The organism is Pseudomonas sp. TE6283, assembly GCF_054060555.1.
Genome location: NZ_JBSSDH010000005.1, coordinates 107,080 through 128,242, shown reverse-complemented (window position 1 = coordinate 128,242; position 21,163 = coordinate 107,080). Strand labels below are relative to the sequence as shown.

Sequence of the window (21,163 nt, the reverse complement as noted above, 5' to 3'; positions counted from 1 at the left end):
TCAGCGAAAGGTCCCCGGCGCCCGGTGCAGAAGGGGCCTCGCGGCAATCCGTTGGCGCTGCAGGCTGTCGCAGGTGAAGACCTGCGGGCGTTCGATAAGGTATCCCTGGGCGTAGTCAACGCCGATCTCCTGCAAAGCCTGCTCGATCAGCGGTGTCTCGACAAACTCTGCGATGGTCCGCTTGCCCATGACGTGACCGATGTGATTGATCACTTCGACCATCGCCCGGTTGATCGGGTCATCGAGCATGTCCTTGACGAAACTTCCGTCGATCTTCAGGAAGTCTACAGGCAAATGCTTCAAATAGGCGAATGACGACATTCCGGCGCAGAAGTCGTCGAGCGAGAATTTGCAGCCCAGTCCTTTCAATTCATTGATGAATCGGATCGCACTGCCCAGATTGGCGATGGCGCTGGTTTCGGTAATTTCAAAACAGATCAGTCGAGGCGGGATGTCGAACTCGCCAAACAGGCGTTGCAAGTACTCGAGGAACTTGTCATCACCGATACTTGAGCCGGATAAATTGATGGCGCACATCGCCAGGGGCCCCTCCCGGCCTTCGTCCACGCACTGGCGGATCACCTGGAACACGCTGCGCACCACCCAACGGTCGAGCGCGGTCATCAGCCCATAGCGCTCCGCTGCGGGGATGAAGCTGTCTGGCAGGATGGTGCGCCCGCTTTCGTCGTGCAGGCGCAGGAGGATCTCGATATGTCCGGCGCCCTCATGGGGATGCAAGGGCGCGATCTCCTGGGCGTAGAGGCAGAAACGGTTCTCCTCCAGCGCCACGTGCAATCGCTGGATCCAGGCCATTTCGCCAAAGCGCATGGACAGCTCGCTGTCATCGGCATGATAGACCTGGACCCGATTGCGTCCTTTCTCCTTGGCCATGTAGCAGGCCATGTCCGCCGCGCGCAACGAAGCTTCCAGGGTACTGGGCACCTGGGCGATGTGCACAAGGCCGAGGCTGACCGTGGTTACGAAGGGGCGCCCCTTCCAGACGAAATGCAAGGTTTGCACGGACTGGCGCAACTGTTCGGCAATGCGCTCGGCCTGCTCCGGCGGGCAATTCTCCAGGAGCACGCCAAACTCGTCGCCACCCAGGCGCGCGAGGGTATCACCCTCGCGCAGGCCCGACTGCAGCACCGCGCAGATATGCCGCAGCAATTCGTCACCGGCGGCATGGCCGCAGGTATCGTTGACCAGCTTGAACTGGTCGAGGTCGAGGAACATCAGCGAATGGCGCCCGGCCTGGCGCGCCAGGCCGTTGAGCGCCTGCTCCAGGCGATACTCGAACTCCCGGCGGTTGGCCAGCCCGGTCAGGGCGTCATGGGTGGCCTGCCAGGACAAATTGGCAATGTACTGGCGCTCCTGGGTCATGTCGTGTAACACCACCACGACACCACTGACCTGCCCTTCGGTGAGGATGGGCGAGCCCACCAGGTTGACCGACACCGTGCTGCCGTCCAGGCGCTGGATCAGCCGGGCGTGCTCGGCGCCGCCCTTGAGGCTGCCGCTGAGCACCTGCTCGACCAGCGTCAGGCTGTCACCCTCGGCGTTCTCGTCAAGCAGGCTGAACAACGCCGTCAGCGGCAGCCCCTGGGCCTGCACCGCCTGCCAGTGGGTCAACTGCTCGGCGGCCGGGTTCATATAGCTGATGCAACCGTCGACATCGGCGGTGATCACCGCGTCGCCGATCGATTCCAGGGTGATCTGCGCCCGCTCCTTCTCCTCCTGCAGTGCACTGGCGAACGCCTGGCGCTGGGCCAGCAGCTTGCTCGAACGTCGCCAGGCCATGGCGATCAGGAATAGCGCGGTGGCCAGGTTGGTGAGCATCAGCACTTTGAGCAACATCCGCGAGCCTTCACCCAAGGCATCGCTGAACGCCTTGGCGGCGGGGGTGACACCGTCATTGATGGCGACGATGCGCGCCTTCCAGTTGGCCACCTGGTGCGGATCGATAACGCCGCTGGCGAAACCTTGACGCATCTGCTGGGCCAGCACGTCGAGCTGGCGCAGGTAGTCGTCACCGATGTCCCAGTAATCGATGGCGGTTTCCATATAGCTGATATGACGGAAGTTGCGGTAGAACCAGATGATCCGGGCAACGTCCCCAGGGTGGTTGCCGCCCTGCAGCACGCCCTGGCGCGCCGCCTCCAGGTCCGGCTCGGGTCGGTCCAGGGCCAGGCGCAGGTTGTGGTCGCCCTGGGGCACCAGGATGGCCCGGCGGTAGCGAGCATAGGTCAACGGATCGCGGTCGTCGGCGTAGAGGTTGAGGTAATAGATGGCGTCCTTCTGCGCTTTGGACCACAAACTCTCGCCTGCCACGTAGGCGCGCATGGCGGACAATGCATAAAGGCTCAGACTGCCCAGCAGTACCTGGAAAACCACAACGGCGACGAAAGGCCAGATGATACCCAGCAGCCTTGGCGCTTCGAGAGTCCGATTTACCTTCATGTAGTCCCTGTCATGGCGGCAGATAAGGCACGAATCGACCTAGACAAGCACAGCGTAGGCCATTTGCCATGCCTGTGGCGTGGTTTTTGATGATGGGGAAAGGAGCGCAGCGCCTATAGAAGCGCCCGTGTTTCGCGAAAAGACCGCAGAGCGGACCCGGCAATCCTGAGCCAGGCGCGAGATCCAGGGCCGCTGCTCAGCCGTTCGCGACACAAGACCGCCCCTACACGGGCGCAGGTAGCTCAGGTCTGCTGCAGATGGCCGTAGAGCTTGGCGTACAGGCCGCCCTCGGCGATCAGTTGCTGATGGCCGCCGTCCTCGGCGACATGGCCGCCGTCGAACACCAACACGCGGTCGGCCTGCTTCACCGCCGACAGGCGGTGGGCGATGATCAGCGTGGTGCGGCCGCTGAGGAACCGCGCCAGGGCCTGGTGCAGGTTGTACTCGGTGGCGGCGTCCAGCGCCGAGGTGGCTTCGTCGAGAATGACCACCTTGGGCTCGGCCAGCACCATGCGAGCGATCGCCAGACGCTGGCGCTGGCCGCCGGACAGACGCACGCCGGAACGCCCGACGATGCTGTCCAGGCCCTGGGGCAGCGCGGCGATGGTGGCGTCCAGCTGGGCGATGCGCAGCGCCTGCCAGCAGGCATCGTCACTGCAATCGCGGCCCATGGTCAGGTTGGCGCGCACGCTGTCGTTGAACAGCGACGGGTGCTGCAGCACCACCGCGACGTTCTCGCGCAGGGTCTCCAGGCCGATCTCCTGCAGGCTGGCGCCGCCGAAACGGATGGTCCCGGCCTGGGCGCTGTACAGCCCCAGCAGCAGCTGCACCAGGGTGCTCTTGCCGCCGCCGCTGGCGCCAACGATAGCGACCTTCTCACCCGGGGCGATGGACAGGTTCAGTTGGTCCAGCACCGGCTCGTCGGCGTAGGCGAAGCGCAGGTCGCGCACCTCGATGCCGACCGTCTCGCGCCCGGCGAACGGGTCGCTGGCCGCCGGGTACTGCGGCTCGTCGGCCCGCGCCAGCAGCTCATTGAGGCGACTGAGCGCGCCACCAGCGGCGTAGTAGGCATATTGCAGGTTCAGCAACTGCTCCACCGGGCCGATCATGAACCACAGGTAGCTGAACACCGCCAGCATCTGGCCGATCGACAGGTCGGAGAACAGCACGGTGAGCATCGCCGCGGCGCGGAAGATGTCGATGCCGAACTGGAACAACAGGCCGCTGGCCCGGCCACTGGCATCGCTCTTCCACTGCGAGGCCACGGCATAGTCGCGCACCTCGCGGGCGCGCAGGCCCAGGCGACCGAGGAAATACCCCTGACGGTTGCCGGCGCGGATCTCCTGGATCGCATCGAGGGTTTCGGTCAGCGCCTGGGTGAAGCGTGCGGTGCTGTCGTTCTCGAGCTTCTTCAAGTGCTTGACGCGCTTGCCCAACTGCACGGTGAAGTAAATCACCAGCGGGTTGAACAAAAGGATCAACAGCGCCAGCTGCCAGTGCATCCAGATCAGGATGGCGGCGGTGCCGGTCAGGGTGAGCACGGCCACCAGGAAGCGGCTGAGGGTTTCGCCGACGAACTTGTCGAGGGTGTCCAGGTCGGTGACCAGGTGGGTAGTCACCGTACCGCTGCCCAGGCTTTCGTATTCCTTGAGCGAAATGCGCTTTAGCCGCTCGATCAGGCGGACGCGCAGACGGTAGACGATGTCCTTGGCCAGGCCGGCAAACAGCTTGGCCTGGACCACGTTGAACGCCAGCGCCGCCAGGCGCAGGCCCAAGGTGGCGCACAGCATCAGGCCGATATAGCCCGCGGCCACCTGCCAGCCTGCGGGCAGGAAGTTGTTCATCCACTTCAGTGCGGCGTCGCCATGCCCCAGCAGCACTTCATCCACCAGCAACGGCAGCAGCAAGGGGATGGGCACGCTGCACAGGGCAGCGAGCACGGCCACCAGGTTGGCGGTCCACAGGGCTCGCTTGTGGTGCAGGGCCAGGCGGCGGATTTCCGCCCAGCTCAGGCGATCGGGCACAGCGGGAGACTTCCCTGGCACAGGGTCTGGCGACCCTGGCAGGTCAAGCACAGGCGGCCTGCTGCAGCCAGCGGGCGAGCAGCGGTTGCAAGCTGTCCAGCGACTGGTAGCCGTTGGTCAGCAGGGCCAGCTGGCCATTGCGCTCGGCCAGCAGCGTCGGAAAACCGGCGATGCCCAGGTCCTGCACCCAGCCGAAGTCGGCACTTGTGGCGGCACGGGTATCGGCGCTGGTGAAGCGCTGCGAGAACGCCTCGCGGTCGAAACCGGCCTGTTCGGCCAGCTCCACCAGTTGCGGGGCGCGGGTGACATCCAGCCCCTGCTCGTAGAACGACCGCTGGATCAGCTTGAGCAGCGCCCAGGCCCGCTCATCGTCCAGCTCGCGCGCCGCGACCAGCGCGCGGCACGCAGGCTCGGTGTCGTAGACGAAACCGTCAGGCATCGCGCCATCGAAACGAAACGGCTGCCCGGTGGCGTCATGCACCGCCTGCCAGTGCTCGAGGATGTACTTGCGGGTCGAGGCATCCAGGGCGCTGCCGCCGCTGCGCAGGCCACCGGGCACCAGGCGGGTGACGACACCCGCCTCACGCGCCTGGGCGATCAGCGCCTCGGCCACCGGAGCAAAACCCCAGCACCAGGAGCACATCGGGTCCATCACATAGAGCAGGCGTGCGGACATGCATCAGGCCTCGGCTTTGTAGTTGTAGCCGATCGGGTGTGGCTGGTTGCGCGCCTTGGCCAGTTCAATCTGCTTCTGGCGGTCGATGGCGCTGCGCCGGGTCTTCTCGCTCAGGCTGTCCCAGCAATGCGGGCAGCTCACGCCTGGCGAATAGTGCTCCGACTCCCGGTCCTTCACGTCGATCGGGTGGCGGCAGGCATGGCACTGGTCGTACTCGCCCTCGCTCAGGTCGTGACGCACGGTGACCCGGTTGTCGAAGACGAAACAGTCGCCGTCCCAGAGGCTTTCTTCCTGGGCTACTTCCTCGAAGTATTTCAGGATGCCGCCCTTAAGATGATAGACGGCTTCGAAGCCCTCACCGAGCATGTAGCTGGAGGCCTTCTCGCAACGGATGCCACCGGTGCAGAACATGGCGACCTTCTTGTGCTTGCTCGGGTCGAAGTTGGCCTTGATGTAGTCGGGGAACTCGCGGAAGGTCTCGGTCTTCGGGTCGATCGCGCCCTTGAAGGTGCCGATGGCCACCTCGTAGTCGTTGCGGGTGTCGATCAGCAGCACTTCAGGGTCGCTGATCAGCGCGTTCCAGTCTTTCGGATCGACGTAGGTGCCGACCGCCTTGTTCGGGTCCACGCCCGGCACGCCGAGGGTGACGATCTCTTTCTTGAGCTTGACCTTGGTGCGGTAGAACGGCTGCTCGTCGCAGTACGACTCTTTATGGTCGACATCCACCAGGCGTGGGTCGCTGCGCAGCCAGGCCAGCAGCGCGTCGATGCCTTCACGGGTGGCCGAGACGGTGCCGTTGATGCCTTCATTGGCCAGCAGCAGGGTGCCTTTGACGCCGTTGTCGACCATGGCCTTGAGCAGCGGCTCGCGCAGTTCGACGTAGTCTTCCAGGGTGACGAACTTGTACAGCGCCGCCACGACGATCGGTTGGGTCATGAATCTGAAACTCCTGGTGGTTGCCCTCGTAAGGGGCGGACCGGGTTTGACATGAAAAAGCATGGGGGCGCCTTACGCCCCTTTCGCGACACAAGGCCGCATCCACAGGGGGATGCGCATTCCTTTGGGAGCGGCCTTGTGTCGCGAAAGGGCCGCAAAGCGGCCCCCGGATTTTGCGAGATTGTACCAGAACGACGGGAAGGATTCAGTGCCCGCCGCCGGCGCACACCGGCGAGGCCGGCGCCACGCCGACCGCCGCCCACTCCTCGGGCGTGTAGGTGTGGATCGCCAGGGCGTGGATCTCGCCCATCAGGTCACCCATGGTGGCGTAGACCTTCTGGTGGCGCTTGACGCTGTTCAGCCCGGCGAACTGCCCGCTGACCAGCACCGCCTTGTAGTGCGTTTCCTGGCCACGGCTGTGCATGTGGCTTTCGTTGCGCACTTCGAGGTGGTCGGTGCCCAGCGGCGCCAGCTGCTGTTCGATGCGTTGCTGCATGTTCATCGCGTCAGGCTCACTTCTTAGCCGGAGCGGCTGCCTTGCCAGCGCTCGGGTCGAGTTCCTTGGTCATATCGTCGAGCAGCTTGTTGACCACCGGCACCGCCGGCTCCAGGCTCTGCTGGGTCAACTGGGCCGACTGCTGGGTGACCTTGGGCATCTCGCGCAGGACTTTCTTGCCCAGCGGCGACTCGTAGAACTTGACCAGGTCGTTCAGCTCGGCCTCGGTGAAGGTCGCGGTGTACAGGTCGACCATCTTCGGCTTGAGCTTCTTCCAGCCGATGGCGTTGTCCAGGGCGGCGTTGGCCTTGGCCTGGTAGCTGTCGAGCACGGTTTTCTTGGCAGCCGGCGCCTTGGTCTGTTCGAAACGCTGGGCGAACATCTGCTGGACCTGCATGTACACCGGGGTGCCCAGCTTGTCGGCATTGGCCAGGGTCAGGAATTTCTCGGCAGCGGCATTGTGGCTCGCGGTGGCGGCGAGCACCTGGCCACTGGCGCAGGCCAGGGCAACGGCAGCACAGAGGACACGAAGACGGGTCATTGCATTTCCTTCAAGAAAGGGAGGCGGGTACCTCAGAGTAGAGCATTCTGCGCCGTGGTGGCGAAGTGCTCAAGTGGCACGACGAGCGACTGAACCGCTGCGACGAATCAGGGCCTAAACTGCGATTTCTGACTACAAAGGAGTGAGCGCAGCATGAGCCGTATCGAGACAGACAGCCTGGGCCCGGTCGAAGTTCCAGAGGACGCCTACTGGGGTGCGCAGACCCAGCGTTCGCTGATCAACTTCGCCATCGGCAAGGAGCGCATGCCGCTGGCGGTGCTGCACGCCCTGGCGCTGGTCAAGAAAGCCGCTGCCCGGGTCAACGACCGCAACGGCGACCTGCCCGCCGACATCGCCCGGCTGATCGAGCAGGCCGCTGACGAAGTGCTCGACGGCGATCACGACGACCAGTTCCCACTGGTGGTGTGGCAGACCGGCAGCGGCACCCAGAGCAACATGAACGTCAACGAGGTGATCGCCGGGCGCGCCAACGAACTGGCCGGCAAGGGCCGTGGCGGCAAGGTACCGGTGCATCCGAACGATCACGTCAACCGCTCGCAAAGCTCCAACGACTGCTTCCCCACCGCCATGCACATCGCCGCCGCCCAGGCCGTGCACGACAAGCTGCTGCCGGCGATCGCCGAGCTGTCGGCGGGCCTGGCCGAGCTGTCGGCGCGCCACACGAGCCTGGTCAAGACCGGGCGCACGCACATGATGGACGCCACGCCGATCACCTTCGGCCAGGAGGTGTCGGCCTTTATCGCCCAGCTCGACTACGCCCAGCGCGCTATCCGCGCAACGCTGCCGGCGGTCTGCGAACTGGCCCAGGGCGGCACCGCGGTGGGCACCGGCCTCAATGCCCCGCACGGTTTCGCCGAAGCCATCGCCGCGGAGTTGGCGGCCCTGTCAGGGCTGCCGTTCGTCACCGCGCCAAACAAGTTCGCCGCCCTCGCCGGTCACGAGCCGCTGACCAGCCTGGCGGGCGCGCTGAAAACATTGGCCGTGGCGTTGATGAAGATTGCCAACGACTTGCGCCTGCTGGGTTCGGGCCCGCGCGCCGGGCTTGCCGAAGTACGCCTGCCGGCCAACGAACCCGGCAGTTCGATCATGCCCGGCAAGGTCAACCCGACCCAGTGCGAGGCCTTGTCGATGCTGGCCTGCCAGGTGCTTGGCAACGACGCGGCGATCGGCTTTGCCGCCAGCCAAGGCCACCTGCAGTTGAACGTGTTCAAGCCCGTGATCATCCACAACCTGCTGCAGTCGATCGAGCTGCTGGCCGATGGCTGTCGCAACTTCCAGCAGCACTGTGTGGCCGGTATCGAGCCGGACGCCGGGCAGATGGCCGCGCACCTTGAGCGCGGGCTGATGCTGGTGACGGCGCTGAACCCGCATATCGGTTACGACAAGGCGGCGGAAATCGCCAAGAAGGCCTACAGCGAGGGCAAGACCCTGCGCGAGGCGGCGCTGGAACTGAAGTACCTGACCAACGAGCAGTTCGACCAGTGGGTAAGGCCGGAAAACATGCTGGCCCCTGGCGGCAAGGGCTGATCCGGTGGCCTCATCGCGGGCTTGCCCCGCGATGAAATTATCCATCAACCCGCACCCGACGTACCTTCCACCCCGCGATCAGCGACGGCCCCAAGGCCACCAACGCCGACCCCAGCACCACCGTCACCGCCCCTACATAGCCCAGGCCATTGATCTGCTCGGCATGCACGTAATCCGGCCACAGCCAGGCCGCCAGCGCCACAGCAACAAAGGTCACCAGCGGTGTCAGCGCCAGGGTCGCGCTGACCCGCGAGGCCTCCCAATGCGCCAGCGCCTCGGCGAACGCGCCATAGGCCACCAGCGTGTTCAGGCAGCAGGCCAGCAGCAACCAACCCTGCAACGGACTCAGCTGCAACGCCTCCAGCGGTTGCACCCAGGGCGTGAGCAGCAGCGCGCAGCACAGGTAGATCACCATCATCACCTGCTGCGAATTCCACACTGTCAGCAGCTGCTTCTGGCTCAGGGCATAGAACACCCAGATGCTGGTCGCCAGGATGATGGTCAGCACACCGGTGGTGTAGGTGCCGAGCGAAGTCAGCAGCTCTTCCAGGCGCTGGTTGAAGAACAACGCGAACCCCACCAGCAACACCACCAGCCCCAGGCCCTGCCCCAGGCTGAAGCGCTCCTTGAACACAAACACGCTGGCCACCAGCAACAGCACCGGCCCCAGCTGGACCACCAGTTGCGCGGTGCCGGGGCTGAGCAGGTTCAGGCCGACCAGGTACAGCACATAGTTGCCGACCAGTCCGGCCACCGCGACGGCCACCAGGCCCTTGCCCTTGATTCCGAGGCGGCTGAACGATGGCAACCTCCGATTAGCCGCCAGCCAGGCGAACAACAGGCCGCCGGAGACACTCAGGCGGTACCAGGTGACGGTTACCGGGTCCATCACCTGCAGCACCTGCTTGAGCTTGATCGGCAGGATGCCCCAGAGCAACGCCGTCAACAGCGCCAACAGAAGACCCTGGACCCAGCGTCCGGAAGAAATGTGCATGGTGTCCTCGAGTCGGGCCTTGGTGGGGGAAGGTGCAGTCTAAAGGCTTGCCGGGGAGGATGTGGCGGGAAAAGATTTCATCAGGTCATTCCCTGGACGCATGCTCAATACCCGAGGGGGCGGACTATCGTGGAGCAGGCTTGCCCCGCGAAAAGCCAAGCCCCCTGCACGATCCGCCTACTTCTTGTCCTTGGCGAACGCCGCCTCCAACGCCTGGTTGATCGTGCGCAGCACCTTCACCCGCGCCCAGCGCTTGTCATTGGCCTCCACCAGGGTCCACGGCGCGATCTCGGTGCTGGTGCGGTCGACCATGTCGCCCACCGCCTCGGAATAGACGTCCCACTTGTCGCGGTTGCGCCAGTCTTCCTCGGTGATCTTGTAGCGCTTGAACGGGATCTGCTCGCGCTCCTCGAAACGCTCCAGCTGGGTCTGCTGGTCGATGGCCAGCCAGAACTTGACCACCACCACCCCGGCGTTGCTCAGTTGCTCCTCGAAGTCATTGATCTCGCCATAGGCACGCATCCAGTCCGCCGGGCTGCAGAAACCCTCGACCCGCTCCACCAGCACCCGGCCATACCAGGAGCGGTCGAAGATGGTGAACTTGCCCCGCGCCGGGATGTGCCGCCAGAACCGCCACAGGTAAGGCTGGGCACGCTCTTCCTCGGTGGGCGCGGCAATCGGCACGATGCGGTACTGGCGCGGGTCCAGCGCCGCCGCCACGCGGCGGATCGCCCCGCCCTTGCCGGCCGCGTCGTTGCCTTCGAACACCGCCACCAGGGCATGGCGGCGCATGCGCTTGTCGCGCAGCAGGCCGGCCAGGCGCGCCTGTTCGGTGACCAGCTGTTCCTGGTAGTCGTGCTTGTCCAGGCGCAGCGTCATGTCCAGGGCGCCGAGCAGGCTCTTCTGGTCGATGCTGCGCCCCAGCGGCGCGACGTTGCCCTGATGCTTGCCCTTGGGGTTGTTGGCCAGGGCCGCCTGCAGGCTCTCCAGCAGGATGCGCCCCACTGCCAGGCTGCGGTAATGCGGGTCGACGCCCTCGACCACATGCCAGGGCGCGTAATCGCGGCTGGTGCGGCGCAGCACCCGCTCGCCGAAACGCACGAAGCGGTCGTAGGTTTCCGACTGCTGCCAGTCCAGCGGACTGATGCGCCAGTTGTGCAGCGGGTCATCCTTGAGCGCCTTGAGCCGGGCCTTCATCTGTTTCTTGGACAGATGGAACCAGAACTTGATGATCAGCGCGCCTTCGTCGCAGAGCATCTGCTCAAGGCGCTCGGCCCCGGCGATGGCCTGGTCGAGCACGGCATCCTTGAACTGGCCATGCACGCGGCCCTCGAGCATCTGGCTGTACCAGTTGCCGAAGAACACGCCCATCCGCCCCTTCGGTGGCAGCGCCCGCCAATAGCGCCAGGCCGGTGGCCGGGCCAGTTCCTCGTCGGTCTGCTGGTCGAAGGTGCGCACTTCGATCAGCCGCGGGTCCATCCACTCGTTGAGCAGCTTGACCGTCTCGCCCTTGCCGGCACCCTCGATGCCGTTGATCAGCACGATCACCGGGAAGCGTGCCTGCTGCTTGAGATCGTACTGGGCTTCGAGCAGCGCCTCGCGCAGGGCGGGGACTTCCGCTTCGTAGGTGTCCTTGTCGATGCTGTGACCGATTTCGGCGGATTCGAACATGGAGCGCTCCTTCAATGGATAAGCAAGATTAGCGGATTTGCGCCATGCGTATCGATTCTGTCGCGCCTTGCGATAGGGCCGACACTCGCCACCCGAATCGCTTAAAATCCGTCATCCGCTGCAACCGAGCCGACCATGTCCGATACCACCCTCCCCCAGCACGCCCAGATCGACTGGGACGACCAGGGCCGCCCCCACTCCCGGCAATACGACGATGTCTATTTCGCCATCAACGAAGGCATCGACGAGACCCTGCACGTGTTCATCGAGCAGAACCACCTGCGCCAGCGCTTTGCCGAGCTGGCGCCGCGGGACTGCCTGGTGATCGGGGAAACGGGCTTCGGCACCGGCATGAACTTCTTCTGCGCCTGGCAGCTGTTCGCCGAACTGGCCCACGCCGAGGCGCGCCTGCACTTCGTCAGCGTGGAAAAATACCCCCTGAGCCGCGCCGACCTGGAGCGCGCCATGCAGTTGTGGCCGACGCTGGCGGCCTTCACCCGGCCCCTGCTCGATCAGTACGTGGCGATCCATCCGGGTTTCCAGCAACTGAGCCTCGATGACGGCCGCGTCACCCTGACGCTGATGATCGGCGATGCGCTGGAGCAACTGCCGCAACTGGACGCGCGCATCGACGCTTGGTTCCTCGACGGCTTCGCCCCGGCGAAGAACCCCGACATGTGGACGCCCGAGCTGTTCGCCCAGCTGGCGCGCCTGTCGCACCCCGGCACCACCCTCGGCACCTTCACCACCACCGGCTGGGTGCGCCGCTCGCTGATCGAGGCCGGGTTCACCATGAAGAAGGTGCCTGGTATCGGCAAGAAGTGGGAGGTAATGCATGGCGTCTACAGCGGCGGGCCAGCCGCCCCTGCGGCGCCCTGGTACGCACGCCCGGCGCCCTTGCCGGGGCCACGCGAGGCGCTGGTGATCGGTGCCGGCCTGGCGGGCAGTGCCACCGCGCGCAGCCTGGCGGCCCGGGGTTGGCAAGTCTGCGTGTTGGAGCGCCACGACGGGCCGGCCCAGGAGGCCTCGGGCAACCCCCAGGGCGTGCTGTACCTCAAGCTGTCCGCCCATGGCACCGCCCTGTCGCAGATGATCCTTTCCGGCTTCGGCTACACCCGTCGCTGGCTCGAGCACCTGCAACGCGGCCAGGACTGGGACGCCTGCGGCGTGCTGCAACTGGCCTTTGACGAAAAGGAAAGCGAACGCCAGGCCAAGCTGGCGAATGCCTTTGACAACAGCCTGCTGCGCCAGGTCGACCGCGAGCAGGCCGAAGCCGCGGCGGGCGTGGCGCTGGCCAGCGGCGGCCTGTTCTACCCCGAAGGTGGTTGGGTACACCCACCGGCGCTGTGCCAGGCCCAACTGGAGCATCCGCGCATCCGCCTGCTCGGCCATGCCAACGTCATCGCGCTGCGCAAGGCCGAGGGTCTGTGGCAGGCCTGGGACGGCGAGCGCCTGCTGGCCAGCGCGCCGCTGGTGGTGTTGGCCGGGGCTGCCGATGTCCGTGGCTTCCCGGCTTGCGCCGGGTTGCCGCTCAAGCGCATCCGCGGGCAGATCACCCGCCTGCCGGCCACCGCGGCCAGCCGGGAACTGCGCACGGTGGTCTGCGCCGACGGCTACGTGGCGCCATCTCGTGGCGATGAACATACCCTGGGCGCCAGCTTCGACTTTCACAGCGAGGACTTGGCGCCGACCGTGGCCGAGCACCGGGGCAACCTGGCGCTGCTGGATGATATTTCCGCAGACCTGGCCACCCGCCTGCGCACCGCCGAACTGGACCCGGCACAACTGCAGGGCCGGGCGGCGTTCCGCTGCACCAGCCCGGACTACCTGCCCATCGTCGGGCCGCTGGCCGATGTCGAGGCGTTCAACCAGGCCTACGCCATGTTGGCCAAGGATGCACGTCAGGTGCCGGATGTGGCCTGCCCGTGGCTGGAGGGGCTGTATGTGAACAGTGGGCATGGCTCGCGGGGATTGATCACCGCGCCGTTGTCGGGTGAGCTGATTGCCGCCTGGGTCAGCGGCGAGCCCTTGCCGCTGCCCAGGGCGGTGGCCGAGGCCTGTCATCCCAACCGTTTCTCGCTGCGCCGGCTGATTCGCGGCAAGTAGCACTGTCGCCGGGGGCGCCTTGCGCCCTCGGGACCACTCACCCTATATAACAGATCGATCTAAAACTCTCACTACCTGCCCCGGTCCCTACCTAAGTGCCCCTTATTTCGGGCACCTTCCCCAACGGCAAAACCGGTAAGGACTTATGTGCGGATTAGCAGGAGAGTTACGTTTCACCCCCATCGACCAAGCCCCACGCCCGGCGGACCTCGCCGCGGTGGAGCGCATCACCCACCACCTGGCGCCCCGCGGCCCCGACGCCTGGGGCTTCCATAGCCAGGGCCCGATCGCCCTCGGCCACCGGCGCCTGAAGATCATGGATCTGTCCGACGGCTCGGCCCAGCCCATGGTCGACAACACCCTGGGCCTGGCACTGGCCTTCAACGGCGCCATCTACAACTTCCCGGAGCTGCGCCAGGAGCTGCAGGCCCTGGGCTACAGCTTCTGGTCCGACGGCGACACCGAGGTGCTGCTCAAGGGCTATCACGCCTGGGGCGCGGCGTTGCTGCCCAAGCTCAACGGCATGTTCGCCCTGGCCATTTGGGAGCGCGACAGCCAGCGCCTGTTCCTGGCCCGCGACCGCCTGGGCGTCAAGCCTCTTTACCTGTCGCGCAACGGCGAGCGCCTGCGCTTCGCCTCAACCTTGCCGGCACTGCTCAAGGGCGGCGATATCGACCCGATGATCGACCCGGTGGCACTGAACCACTACCTGAACTTCCACGCCGTGGTACCGGCGCCGCGCACCCTGCTGGCCAATGTGCAAAAGCTCGAGCCCGGCACCTGGATGCGTATCGACCGCCATGGCGAGGTCGAGCGCCAGACCTGGTGGCAACTGCACTACGGCCCGACCCCTGACGAGCGCGAGCTCGACCTGGAGGGCTGGACCAGCCGCGTGCTCGATGCCACCCGCGACGCCGTGGCGATCCGCCAGCGCGCCGCAGTGGACGTCGGCGTGCTGCTCTCCGGCGGCGTCGACTCCAGCCTGCTGGTCGGCTTGCTGCGCGAGGCCGGCGTGGACGACCTGTCGACCTTCTCCATCGGTTTCGAGGACGCCGGCGGCGAGCGCGGCGACGAGTTCCAGTATTCCGACCTGATCGCCAGCCATTACCACACCCGCCACCACAAGCTGCGCATCGCCGAGCACGAGATCATCGAGCAGTTGCCAGCGGCCTTCCGCGCCATGAGCGAACCGATGGTCAGCCATGACTGCATCGCCTTCTACCTGCTCTCGCGGGAGGTGGCCAAGCATTGCAAGGGCGTACAGAGCGGCCAGGGCGCCGACGAGCTGTTCGCCGGCTACCACTGGTACCCGCAGGTGAACGGTGCCGAGGACGCCTTCGGTGCCTATCGCGAGGCGTTCTTCGACCGCAGCCACGCTGAATACCGCGACACCGTGCAGGCGCCGTGGCGCCTGGACAACGACGCGGCCGGCGACTTCGTTCGCGAGCACTTCGCCCGCCCCGGCGCGCCGGACGCGGTGGACAAGGCCTTGCGCCTGGACAGCACGGTGATGCTGGTGGACGACCCGGTCAAGCGGGTGGACAACATGACGATGGCCTGGGGCCTGGAAGCGCGCACGCCGTTCCTCGACTACCGCCTGGTGGAGCTGTCGGCGCGCATCCCGGCGCGCTTCAAGCTGCCCGACGGCGGCAAACAGGTGCTCAAGCAGGCGGCGCGCCGAGTCATTCCCCACGAAGTGATCGACCGCAAGAAGGGCTACTTCCCGGTGCCCGGCCTCAAGCATCTGCAAGGCGCCACCTTGGACTGGGTGCGCGAGCTGCTGACCGACCCCAGTCAGGATCGCGGGCTGTTCGATCCGGCCGTGCTCGACCGCCTGCTGAGCAACCCCCACGGCCAGCTTACCCCGCTGCGCGGCTCCAAGCTGTGGCAGTTGGCGGCCTTGAACCTGTGGCTCAGCGAACAAGGAATCTGACCAATGAAAGCCCACGAGATCGCCTACGGCCAGCGCCTGCTGCGCGGCCAGGCGCCGTCTTACGAGCGTCTGCAGGCACGCCTGGCCGGTGACGGCAGCGAGCCCCATGACCAGCCGCGGGCCGTGCATTGTGGCTGGGGGCGGCTGCTGATCGGGCACACCTACCCCGATCCGCTCAGCCTGGCCGAAGCGCTGCTGCAAGAACAGGCCGGCGAGCGCGATATTGCCCTGTACGTCGCCGCGCCGCAGCAGGTGCTGGCCCAGGCGCCGCAACAGCTGTTCCTCGATCCTTCGGACACCTTGCGCCTGTGGTTCACCGACTACCGGCCAGCGCAACGCGTGTTTCGCGGCTTTCGCATTCGGCGGGCGCAAGGTGCGGCGGACTGGCAGGCAATCAATGCGCTGTACCAGGCCCGCGGCATGTTGCCGGTCGATCCCGAGCTGCTGACCCCGCGCCACCTCGGCGGGCCGGTGTACTGGCTGGCCGAGGACGAAGACAGCCACACGGTAATCGGCAGCGTCATGGGCCTGGACCACGGCAAGGCCTTCGACGACCCCGAACACGGCTGCAGCCTGTGGTGCCTGGCGGTGGACCCGCACTGCACCCGCCCGGGCGTCGGCGAAGTGCTGGTGCGTCACCTGATCGAACACTTCATGAGCCGTGGCCTGGCCTGCCTCGACCTGTCGGTGCTGCACGACAACCGCCAGGCCAAGCGGCTGTACAAGAAGCTTGGGTTCCGCACCCTGCCGACCTTCGCCATCAAGCGCAAGAACGGCATCAACCAGCCGTTGTTCCTCGGCCCGGGGCCCGAGGCCGGTCTCAACCCCTATGCACGGATCATCGTCGACGAGGCATTGCGCCGCGGCATCGAAGTTCAGGTCGATGATGCCGATGCCGGGCTGTTCACCCTGAGCCTGGGCGGACGGCGCATCCGCTGTCGCGAATCGTTGAGTGACCTGACCAGCGCCGTGACCATGACCCTCTGCCAGGACAAGCGCCTGACCCGCCAGGCCTTGCACAACGCTGGCCTGCAGGTACCGGCGCAGCAACTGGCGGGGAGCGTCGATGACAACCATGCGTTCCTCGACGAGCATGGCGCGGTAGTGGTCAAGCCGGTGGATGGCGAGCAGGGTCAGGGGGTGGCGGTCAATATCACCACCCTCGAAGCGCTGAGCCATGCCGTGGAGCAAGCCCGCGCCTTCGACAGCCGCGTGCTGCTGGAGAGCTTCCATGCAGGCGTCGACCTGCGCATCGTGGTGATCGGCTACGAGGTGGTGGCGGCAGCAATCCGCCATCCGGCCCAGGTGATCGGCGACGGCAGGCACAGCCTGCGTGCCCTGATCGAGGCCCAGAGCCGACGCCGCCAGGTGGCCACCGGTGGCGAAAGCCGCATTCCACTGGACGAAGAGACCGCGCGCACGCTCAAGGACGCGGGGCTGGGCTACGACGACATCCTGCCGGCCGGGCAACGGCTGGCCGTGCGCCGTACCGCCAATCTGCACACCGGTGGCACCCTGGAGGATGTCACCGCGCGCCTGCACCCGGTGCTGGCCGATGCCGCGGTACGCGCCGCCCGCGCCCTGGAAATCCCGGTGGTGGGCCTGGATCTGATGGTCCGCGATGCCGAGCAACCGGACTACGTGATCATCGAGGCCAACGAGCGTGCGGGGCTGGCCAATCATGAACCGCAGCCCACGGCCGAGCGCTTTGTCGACTTGTTGTTTCCCCACAGCCGCCCCTTGGCCTGACAGCCCCCCGGATCTTTGCGGGAGCGGCCTTGTGTCGTGAAAGGCCCGCAAAGCGGGCCCGGCCATAGATGCAGCGAAGCTGAGATCCCGGGGGGCGCTTCGCCCCCCTCTCGCGACCCAAGGCCGCTCCCACAAGACCTTGCCCACAGTTTGGAAATTTCACCCCGACCGGAGACCTGGACATGTCCGAACGACTTCCCGAACCCGATCTCGACTACCTCAAACGTGTGCTGTTGGAGATGCTCGCCATCCCCAGCCCCACCGGCTTCACCGATACCATCGTGCGCTATGTCGCCGAGCGCCTGGACGAACTGGGCATCCCCTTCGAGCTGACCCGTCGCGGCACCATCCGCGCCACCCTCAAGGGCCGCCAGAGCTCGCCCGACCGCGCCGTCTCGGCGCACCTGGACACCATCGGCGCCAGCGTGCGCCAGTTGCAGGACAACGGTCGCCTGGCGCTGGCGCCGGTGGGGTGCTGGTCGAGCCGCTTCGCCGAGGGCAGCCGGGTCAGCGTGTTCACCGACACCGGCGTCTACCGCGGCAGCGTGCTGCCGCTGATGGCCAGCGGGCACGCGTTCAACACCGCCATCGACCAGATGCCAATCAGCTGGGAACATGTGGAGGTGCGCCTGGACGCCTACTGCGCTACCCGCGCCGACTGCGAGGCACTGGGGATCGCCATCGGTGACTGCGTCGCCTTCGACCCGTTGCCGGAGTTCACCGAAAGCGGCCATATCAGCGCCCGCCACCTGGACGACAAGGCCGGCGTGGCGGCCTTGCTGGCGGCGCTCAAGGCCGTGGTGGAAAGCGGCCGCCAGCCCCTGATCGACTGCCATCCCTTGTTTACCATCACCGAGGAGACCGGCTCCGGCGCCGCCGCTGCCCTGCCCTGGGACGTCAGCGAGTTCGTCGGCATCGACATCGCCCCGGTGGCGCCGGGGCAGGCGTCCAGCGAACACGCGGTGAGCGTGGCCATGCAGGATTCCTCCGGGCCCTACGACTATCACCTGTCGCGTCACCTGCTCAAGCTGGCCGGCGATCAGGACCTGCCGGTACGCCGTGACCTGTTCCGCTACTACTTCAGCGACGCCCACTCGGCGGTGACCGCCGGGCACGATATCCGCACCGCCCTGGTGGCCTTCGGCTGCGATGCCACCCATGGCTACGAGCGCACCCATATCGACAGCCTGGCGGCGCTGAGCCGTCTGCTCGGCGCCTACCTGCTCAGCCCGCCGGTATTCGCCAGCGACTCGCAGCCGGCCAATGCCTCACTGGAGCGCTTCAGCCACCAACTGGAACACGACGCACAGATGGAAAGCGACACCCGAGTGCCGGCAGTGGATAGCCTGGTGGGCAACAAAGGGTGATCAGTTGGGGGAAAGGGGCGCACCGCGCCCCCAAATTCACGTAGCATGCCCCCATTCTCACAACCACCGCCCAGACCATGCTGATCCCCTACGACCAACTCGAAGCCGAAACCCTGACCCGCCTGATCGAGGACTTCGTCACCCGCGACGGCACCGACAACGGCGACGACACGCCGCTGGAAACCCGTGTGTTACGGGTGCGCCAGGCCTTGGCCAAGGGGCAGGCGTTCATCCTGTTCGACATGGACAGCCAGCAGTGCCAGTTGCTGGCAAAGCATGAGGTACCGCAGGAGCTGTTCGAGTAGCAGGGCCTTCAAGCTTGTTGCTTCTCCAGCTCCAGCGCCTTGATGCGTTTGTACACCTCGAACCGGTGCACCTCCACCTCTCGCGGTGCGCTGATACCGAAACGGACCTGGCCGTTATCCACGGACATCACCTGGATCCTGATGTTTTCGGAAATCACGATGACCTCGCCCACTTCTCGTCCAATTACCAGCATGTTCCGATCCTCACAGCTCAAGGGAAAATCGGAGACTGCCCCGCCAGCTTTGGCCTACTCAATCCTTCTCAGGATAAATAGACGCAACCTACCGGCAAGGGTAAAAAGACCTACAGAAATCCCTCTCAATGCGCGGTTTTTCGTGACTTCGCCCGCATTTTCATCGCCATGTCCGCCATTTCGTCGTACAGCCGCTGAGGCGCCTGGCACTTGAGCTGCCAGGCGTGGCGCCCGGCCTCATGGGGCAGGATCAGGAACTCGCCAGCGGCGACCCGCTGGTGGATATATTCGGCGATATCCGCAGCATTGATCGACGAACCTTCCAGCAGTTTGCCCACCTGCGCCTTCATCGCCGGATCCGGCCCGCGGAACGAGTCGAGCAGGTTGGTCTGGAAGAACGACGGGCACACCACGTGCACCGCCACCTCGACCTGACGCAGCTCCACCAGCAGACTTTCGGACAAGGCCAGCACCCCAGCCTTGGCCACGTTGTAGTTGCTCATGCCCGGCCCCTGCATCAGGGCGGCCATGGAGGCGATGTTGATGATCCGCCCACGGCTGCGCTCGAGCATCGGCAGGAAGGCCTTGCAGCCCTTGACCACGCCCATCAGGTTGACCGCGATCTGCCAGTCCCAGTCCTCCAGGGACAAATCGGCGAAGAACCCGCCCGACGCCACCCCGGCATTGTTGACGATCACGTCGATGCCGCCGAGCTTTTCCTCGCAGGCCTGGGCCAGGGCCGTAAGCTGGCTGTAGTCGCGCACATCGCAGCGCTGGATAAAACCATCACCACCGATGCTGCGCACCAGCTCCAGGGTCTCGCGCAGTCCTGCTTCATTGACATCGGCCAAGGCCAGGCGCCAGCCATCACGGGCCCAGCGCAGGGCGATCTCGCGGCCAAGGCCAGAGCCTGCGCCAGTGATCATCATTCGGTTGTGCATGGGGCAAATGCCTTGAACAGTGGGATTGGTCTGGAGTCTAGCCAGAACGCCGGCCGCAGCGGTGCAGCATCAGAATGCTGAATGAGGATCCATCCACCGGGGCCTGCACAACCGATGGAATCTTTGCCCACCGCCAACAGTCGGAACAGTAAGTGCCCAGCTTTCCGAGGCCCTTGACCCTCAACCACGCAAGGACTCCACTATGACCACGATCCTCATCATCATCCTGATCCTGCTGCTGATCGGTGGCTTGCCGGTCTTCCCGCATTCGCGCAGCTGGGGCTATGGTCCGTCCGGCATCATCGGCGTGGTGCTGGTGGTATTGCTGATCCTGTTGCTGCTGGGGCGGATATGAGTCGGCTTGCCTTGTAGCGACGCAGCCCGAGCAAGAGGCGTAGCACTTCAAGGCCAAGTCTTCGCAGGTCATCGGCGAGCGCGCTGGTCGCTGGTTGCGGCGCCAGGCATCGGTCTTCCATAGCCTGGCAGGCCGCTACCAGCTCCTGCGCATCGACCATGCGTACGCCGCCCTTGATCCGGTGCGCCAGCAGGTGCAGACCCGGCAGGTCACGATCAAGGGCGCACTGGCGAAGCGATCGCAGGTCTCCCTCGGTGGTTTCGATCAGCACCTGGACAAGTTCGCCCAGCACCAGAGGGTTGCCTGCCGCCAAACGCTCCAGCTCGGTCATATCCAACACCGGCTGGTCAGCCACGCAGTCCTCGCCACCGGGCAACAGCGATTGCAGCTGGTTCACCGTCAAAGGCTTGGCCAGGCAACGGTCCATACCGGCCGCCAACCACCGATCAGTGTTCGTGGTGAATCGTCGAGCCGTGATACCCAGGACCAGCGATGGATACAATTGCCGGCGGCGCTCATGCAGACGCAGGGCACGCACTAGCCTGCAGCTATCCAGACCAGGCAGGCTCAAGCCGGTGAAGACCACATCGAACGGCGTCTTGAGACACACTTGCAGCGCTTGCTGCCCATTGACGGCGACGGTGACCCGATGGCCCATTCGTGTCAGTTGCAATCCGAGCATCAGGCGACTGGCGGGATGCCGCTCCACCACAAGAATCTCGAGGACTGTCCCGCATTGTTGCGGTAGATAGTCAAACCCTGGCTCTGACAGGGGCGGCTCGGTTGGTAAAGCAGGTACAGTTCTTCTCCGTCGTCTACCGCCACGCTGTCACTGCTGTCAACGCCATACTCGCTGAAATGGCATCGCTT

18 protein-coding genes are annotated in these 21,163 nt (G+C 65.5%); 7 read left to right on the top strand and 11 right to left on the bottom strand.

Translation table 11 applies throughout. The features are described from left to right. From ACVWZ5_RS09410 to ACVWZ5_RS09385, 6 genes are all read right to left on the bottom strand, one after another. On the bottom strand, nucleotides 1-2,457 hold the full coding sequence (locus tag ACVWZ5_RS09410; protein ID WP_062573192.1) for an EAL domain-containing protein: 2,457 nt from the start codon (nucleotides 2,455-2,457) through the stop codon (nucleotides 1-3). 242 nt (nucleotides 2,458-2,699) lie between these two features. After that, nucleotides 2,700-4,532: an ABC transporter ATP-binding protein gene (locus ACVWZ5_RS09405; protein WP_280087659.1), complete on the bottom strand. Its 1,833-nt coding sequence runs from the start codon at nucleotides 4,530-4,532 to the stop codon at nucleotides 2,700-2,702. Then, nucleotides 4,525-5,157 (bottom strand): DsbA family protein, encoded by a 633-nt coding sequence (locus tag ACVWZ5_RS09400; RefSeq protein ID WP_280087660.1) that lies wholly within the window; start codon nucleotides 5,155-5,157, stop codon nucleotides 4,525-4,527. The genes ACVWZ5_RS09405 and ACVWZ5_RS09400 overlap by 8 nt, the downstream gene beginning before the upstream one ends. A 3-nt stretch (nucleotides 5,158-5,160) precedes the next feature. Then, nucleotides 5,161-6,093 carry an oxygen-dependent tRNA uridine(34) hydroxylase TrhO gene (gene trhO, locus ACVWZ5_RS09395; RefSeq protein WP_062361509.1) on the bottom strand — a complete coding sequence of 311 codons (933 nt, stop codon included), beginning with the start codon at nucleotides 6,091-6,093 and terminating at the stop codon, nucleotides 5,161-5,163. Nucleotides 6,094-6,298: 205 nt separating this feature from the next. Continuing rightward, a complete protein-coding gene (locus tag ACVWZ5_RS09390; RefSeq protein ID WP_062573189.1) occupies nucleotides 6,299-6,595 on the bottom strand; it encodes a BolA family protein in 297 nt (98 codons plus the stop codon). Nucleotides 6,596-6,605: 10 nt separating this feature from the next. Further along, nucleotides 6,606-7,130: a DUF2059 domain-containing protein gene (locus ACVWZ5_RS09385; RefSeq protein WP_028690839.1), complete on the bottom strand. Its 525-nt coding sequence runs from the start codon at nucleotides 7,128-7,130 to the stop codon at nucleotides 6,606-6,608. 153 nt (nucleotides 7,131-7,283) lie between these two features. On the opposite strand from ACVWZ5_RS09385, the gene ACVWZ5_RS09380 reads away from it, so the two are divergent. Next, nucleotides 7,284-8,678: a class II fumarate hydratase gene (locus ACVWZ5_RS09380; RefSeq protein ID WP_062573188.1), complete on the top strand. Its 1,395-nt coding sequence runs from the start codon at nucleotides 7,284-7,286 to the stop codon at nucleotides 8,676-8,678. A 37-nt stretch (nucleotides 8,679-8,715) separates the two neighbouring features. Here the strand turns inward: ACVWZ5_RS09380 and ACVWZ5_RS09375 are convergent, their stop codons facing one another. Continuing rightward, nucleotides 8,716-9,672, bottom strand: coding sequence for a DMT family transporter (locus ACVWZ5_RS09375; RefSeq protein ID WP_457340576.1), 957 nt, complete (start codon nucleotides 9,670-9,672; stop codon nucleotides 8,716-8,718). Nucleotides 9,673-9,849: 177 nt separating this feature from the next. Continuing rightward, nucleotides 9,850-11,343 carry a polyphosphate:AMP phosphotransferase gene (pap, locus tag ACVWZ5_RS09370; protein ID WP_028690842.1) on the bottom strand — a complete coding sequence of 498 codons (1,494 nt, stop codon included), beginning with the start codon at nucleotides 11,341-11,343 and terminating at the stop codon, nucleotides 9,850-9,852. A 135-nt stretch (nucleotides 11,344-11,478) separates the two neighbouring features. Between pap and mnmC the strand changes: the two genes are divergently transcribed. The 5 genes from mnmC (at nucleotide 11,479) to ACVWZ5_RS09345 (ending at nucleotide 18,803) form a co-directional block, all read left to right on the top strand. After that, on the top strand, nucleotides 11,479-13,449 hold the full coding sequence (gene mnmC / locus ACVWZ5_RS09365) for a bifunctional tRNA (5-methylaminomethyl-2-thiouridine)(34)-methyltransferase MnmD/FAD-dependent 5-carboxymethylaminomethyl-2-thiouridine(34) oxidoreductase MnmC (protein WP_062573186.1): 1,971 nt from the start codon (nucleotides 11,479-11,481) through the stop codon (nucleotides 13,447-13,449). 145 nt (nucleotides 13,450-13,594) lie between these two features. After that, nucleotides 13,595-15,382 (top strand): N-acetylglutaminylglutamine amidotransferase, encoded by a 1,788-nt coding sequence (locus ACVWZ5_RS09360; RefSeq protein ID WP_062573185.1) that lies wholly within the window; start codon nucleotides 13,595-13,597, stop codon nucleotides 15,380-15,382. A gap of 3 nt (nucleotides 15,383-15,385) precedes the next feature. Beyond that, on the top strand, nucleotides 15,386-17,131 hold the full coding sequence (gene ngg, locus ACVWZ5_RS09355; RefSeq protein ID WP_062573184.1) for an N-acetylglutaminylglutamine synthetase: 1,746 nt from the start codon (nucleotides 15,386-15,388) through the stop codon (nucleotides 17,129-17,131). A 182-nt stretch (nucleotides 17,132-17,313) separates the two neighbouring features. Continuing rightward, entirely contained in the window at nucleotides 17,314-18,498 is a 1,185-nt protein-coding gene (locus tag ACVWZ5_RS09350; RefSeq protein ID WP_062573183.1) for an osmoprotectant NAGGN system M42 family peptidase, read from the top strand. Between the two features lie 77 nt (nucleotides 18,499-18,575). Then, complete coding sequence (locus tag ACVWZ5_RS09345) at nucleotides 18,576-18,803, top strand: YheU family protein (RefSeq protein ID WP_050704590.1); 228 nt, start codon at nucleotides 18,576-18,578, stop codon at nucleotides 18,801-18,803. Between the two features lie 8 nt (nucleotides 18,804-18,811). Here ACVWZ5_RS09345 and csrA read toward each other — a convergent pair whose 3' ends face one another. Beyond that, on the bottom strand, nucleotides 18,812-18,997 hold the full coding sequence (csrA, locus tag ACVWZ5_RS09340; protein WP_062573182.1) for a carbon storage regulator CsrA: 186 nt from the start codon (nucleotides 18,995-18,997) through the stop codon (nucleotides 18,812-18,814). 125 nt (nucleotides 18,998-19,122) lie between these two features. Then, on the bottom strand, nucleotides 19,123-19,938 hold the full coding sequence (locus ACVWZ5_RS09335; RefSeq protein WP_062573181.1) for an SDR family oxidoreductase: 816 nt from the start codon (nucleotides 19,936-19,938) through the stop codon (nucleotides 19,123-19,125). Nucleotides 19,939-20,140: 202 nt separating this feature from the next. Here ACVWZ5_RS09335 and ACVWZ5_RS09330 point away from each other — a divergent pair, with 202 nt between their 5' ends. Then, nucleotides 20,141-20,293, top strand: a complete 153-nt coding sequence (locus ACVWZ5_RS09330) for a DUF3309 family protein (protein ID WP_046854586.1) — start codon at nucleotides 20,141-20,143, stop codon at nucleotides 20,291-20,293. On the opposite strand, the gene ACVWZ5_RS09325 is transcribed toward ACVWZ5_RS09330, so the two are convergent. Next, on the bottom strand, nucleotides 20,238-21,002 hold the full coding sequence (locus ACVWZ5_RS09325) for an Hpt domain-containing protein (RefSeq protein WP_143514902.1): 765 nt from the start codon (nucleotides 21,000-21,002) through the stop codon (nucleotides 20,238-20,240). The genes ACVWZ5_RS09330 and ACVWZ5_RS09325 overlap by 56 nt on opposite strands. Nucleotides 21,003-21,163 lie beyond the last annotated feature (161 nt).

Bases quoted from the DNA above. Each gene is read 5' to 3' on its own strand.
- ACVWZ5_RS09410 (WP_062573192.1), bottom strand. From the start codon at position 2,457: ATGAAGGTAAATCGGACTCTCGAAGCGCCAAGGCTGCTGGGTATCATC.
- ACVWZ5_RS09400 (WP_280087660.1), bottom strand. From the start codon at position 5,157: ATGTCCGCACGCCTGCTCTATGTGATGGACCCGATGTGCTCCTGGTGC.
- trhO (WP_062361509.1), bottom strand. From the start codon at position 6,093: ATGACCCAACCGATCGTCGTGGCGGCGCTGTACAAGTTCGTCACCCTG.
- ACVWZ5_RS09390 (WP_062573189.1), bottom strand. From the start codon at position 6,595: ATGAACATGCAGCAACGCATCGAACAGCAGCTGGCGCCGCTGGGCACC.
- ACVWZ5_RS09385 (WP_028690839.1), bottom strand. From the start codon at position 7,130: ATGACCCGTCTTCGTGTCCTCTGTGCTGCCGTTGCCCTGGCCTGCGCC.
- ACVWZ5_RS09380 (WP_062573188.1), top strand. From the start codon at position 7,284: ATGAGCCGTATCGAGACAGACAGCCTGGGCCCGGTCGAAGTTCCAGAG.
- ACVWZ5_RS09375 (WP_457340576.1), bottom strand. From the start codon at position 9,672: ATGCACATTTCTTCCGGACGCTGGGTCCAGGGTCTTCTGTTGGCGCTG.
- pap (WP_028690842.1), bottom strand. From the start codon at position 11,343: ATGTTCGAATCCGCCGAAATCGGTCACAGCATCGACAAGGACACCTAC.
- mnmC (WP_062573186.1), top strand. From the start codon at position 11,479: ATGTCCGATACCACCCTCCCCCAGCACGCCCAGATCGACTGGGACGAC.
- ACVWZ5_RS09360 (WP_062573185.1), top strand. From the start codon at position 13,595: ATGTGCGGATTAGCAGGAGAGTTACGTTTCACCCCCATCGACCAAGCC.
- ngg (WP_062573184.1), top strand. From the start codon at position 15,386: ATGAAAGCCCACGAGATCGCCTACGGCCAGCGCCTGCTGCGCGGCCAG.
- ACVWZ5_RS09350 (WP_062573183.1), top strand. From the start codon at position 17,314: ATGTCCGAACGACTTCCCGAACCCGATCTCGACTACCTCAAACGTGTG.
- ACVWZ5_RS09345 (WP_050704590.1), top strand. From the start codon at position 18,576: ATGCTGATCCCCTACGACCAACTCGAAGCCGAAACCCTGACCCGCCTG.
- csrA (WP_062573182.1), bottom strand. From the start codon at position 18,997: ATGCTGGTAATTGGACGAGAAGTGGGCGAGGTCATCGTGATTTCCGAA.
- ACVWZ5_RS09335 (WP_062573181.1), bottom strand. From the start codon at position 19,938: ATGCACAACCGAATGATGATCACTGGCGCAGGCTCTGGCCTTGGCCGC.
- ACVWZ5_RS09330 (WP_046854586.1), top strand. From the start codon at position 20,141: ATGACCACGATCCTCATCATCATCCTGATCCTGCTGCTGATCGGTGGC.